The sequence below is a fragment of the Microbacterium sp. BF1 genome, assembly GCF_019279095.1.
Taxonomy (GTDB): Bacteria; Actinomycetota; Actinomycetes; order Actinomycetales; family Microbacteriaceae; genus Microbacterium; species Microbacterium maritypicum.
Map to the genome: position 1 here is coordinate 1 of NZ_JAGYWT010000422.1, position 2,127 is coordinate 2,127.

The window sequence follows — 2,127 nt, forward strand, 5'->3', positions numbered from 1 at the left end:
CGCCTGCCGTTCGAGAGGTTCCTCGCGACCACGCGGACCGAGGAGCCCGACATCGACGTCGACTTCGACTCCGATCGCCGCGAGGAGATCATCCAGTGGGTGTATGCCGAGTACGGCAGGGAACGTGAAGTCTCGAGGCCTCGAAGGCGGTGGCTGCGGCGAGCGCGAGTGAGTCCGCTCCACCGGACAGAGCGACGATGATCGTCGATCCCTCGGGGAGCGCGGCGAGCGCGGTGCGCACGGCCAGGCGGATCTCGGCGATGGCGGGAGGAAGTGACGGCACGATTCCACGCTAGGGCAATCCTCCGATCCGCGTGCCCGCCGCCGTGCGCAGCGGCGTCCGGGGCTATCCTGACGCCGTGACCGACAACACGCGTGCACTCCCCTTCCGGACCGAGAGATTCAAGGCGTTCGTCGACGCCGTCGTCGCCATCGCGATGACGCTGCTCATCCTCCCGCTGATGGAGTCGGTCTCCGAGGCCGCGTCCGGTCACATGAGCACGGCCGAGTTCCTGAACGAGCATTCGGGTCAGCTGCTCAGCTTCGGGCTGAGTTTCCTTCTCATCGCGACCTTCTGGATGGGGCATCACCGCCAGTACCGCGATGTGGAGTGGATCACGGGACCGCTGCTGTGGATCAACGTCGCCTGGATGGCGACGATCGTCTGGCTGCCGGTTCCCACGGCGATGATCGGACAGATGGACACCGACGCTCTGCAGGCCGTGGTCTACATCGGAACGCTGATCATGACGCAGGTGACCACCCTCGCCGGCTGGCTCTACCTGGCGCGTCATCGCGAGCTCAGCACCGTGTCGACCCAGACCATCCGTCTGGGGGCTATCGGCGACCTTGCCGCCATCGTCCTCTTCGGCGCCGCCCTCGTCATCGCGGTCGTAGCCTCTCCGAACGGGTACTACGGACTCCTCCTGCTGCTTCTGAGCGATCCGATGAGCCGCGTGCTGAATCGTCTGTTCCGGAGTCGGTCGCACGAAGACGGTGCCCCACCCGTCGACGCAGGATCCTGAACGATCACGGCCTCCGAGCGTGCGAGTGCCGCAGGTAGGCTAGTCCGCGGCATCCAACCGAACTTTTCCTGAGGAGCACACGCATGGGCGCACACGACGCCGTCATCGAGATCCCGCGCGGCAGCCGCGTGAAGTACGAGGTCGACCACGAGACCGGACGAGTGCACCTCGACCGCGTGCTCTACACGACCTTCGGCTACCCGGCCGACTACGGCTACTTCGACAACACCCTCGGCGAGGACGGCGACCCGCTCGACGTGCTGGTGCTGCTCGACCACGCGATCTACCCCGGCGTCGTCGTCGAGGTGCGTCCGGTGGCCGTGCTGAAGATGAGCGACGAGGCCGGCGGGGACGACAAGCTCGTCGCCGTGCTCTCGAAGGACCCGCGCTGGGCGCACATCCAGGACATCGACGACATCGCCGAGTACACGAAGAAGGAGATCGCGCACTTCTTCGAGCACTACAAGGACCTCGAGCCCAACAAGTGGGTCAAGGTCGACGAGTGGGGTGACGCCGCCGAGGCGCAGCGCATCCTCGACGAGGCGATCGTCCGTTTCGGCGAGCAGGGCCACTGATCCCGCCGCACGCATGAAGAAGACCCCCGGTACCGCTCAGCGGCCGGGGGTCTTTCTTCGTGTCAGGAGTGGTCGACGCTCAGGCGGGTACTCCGCGATCGCCGAGGAAGGCCACGGGGTTCACGGGTCGGCCGCCGACGTACACCTCGAAGTGCAGGTGGCAGCCGAACGAGCGACCGGTGTTGCCCGCGTAGGCGATGAGCTGACCGGAGTTGACCCACTGCCCCGAGCGGACGAGGATGCCGCCGTCGCGGATGTGGGCGTAACCGGTGCCGACGCCACCGCCGTGCTGGATGCGGATGTAGTTGCCGTACCCGTCGTTCGGGCCGGCGTAGTCGACGGTGCCGGAGTTTGCGGCGTAGATCGCCGAGCCGCAGCCGTTGGCGAAGTCCGTGCCGTAGTGGAACGAGGAGGAGCAGCCCTTCGGACCGCACTGCACGGAGCGAGGACCATATCCGGAGCTCTTTCCTCCGCCGTGCGGACGGCACCAGCCACCCGAGCCCTGGCTTCCGCCTCCGCCGCCACCG

General features: G+C 66.9%; 4 protein-coding genes and 1 pseudogene. 3 read left to right on the plus strand and 2 right to left on the minus strand.

Annotated elements, in window-relative coordinates; all coding sequences use genetic code 11:
* Positions 1-126 (plus strand): annotated as a pseudogene (locus tag KZA10_RS18760) (hypothetical protein); the annotation flags it as partial.
* Here KZA10_RS18760 and KZA10_RS18550 read toward each other — a convergent pair.
* Complete coding sequence (locus KZA10_RS18550; protein ID WP_306300820.1) at positions 89-283, minus strand: hypothetical protein; 195 nt, start codon at positions 281-283, stop codon at positions 89-91. The pseudogene KZA10_RS18760 and the gene KZA10_RS18550 overlap by 38 nt on opposite strands.
* A gap of 76 nt (positions 284-359) precedes the next feature.
* On the opposite strand from KZA10_RS18550, the gene KZA10_RS13100 reads away from it, so the two are divergent.
* Positions 360-1,025 carry a TMEM175 family protein gene (locus KZA10_RS13100; protein ID WP_308289669.1) on the plus strand — a complete coding sequence of 222 codons (666 nt, stop codon included), beginning with the start codon at positions 360-362 and terminating at the stop codon, positions 1,023-1,025.
* 83 nt (positions 1,026-1,108) lie between these two features.
* Positions 1,109-1,600 carry an inorganic diphosphatase gene (locus KZA10_RS13105; protein ID WP_055869737.1) on the plus strand — a complete coding sequence of 164 codons (492 nt, stop codon included), beginning with the start codon at positions 1,109-1,111 and terminating at the stop codon, positions 1,598-1,600.
* Positions 1,601-1,679: 79 nt separating this feature from the next.
* Here KZA10_RS13105 and KZA10_RS13110 read toward each other — a convergent pair.
* Positions 1,680-2,127 (minus strand): M23 family metallopeptidase (locus tag KZA10_RS13110; RefSeq protein ID WP_218683093.1); only part of this gene is annotated, 448 nt, incomplete at its 5' end.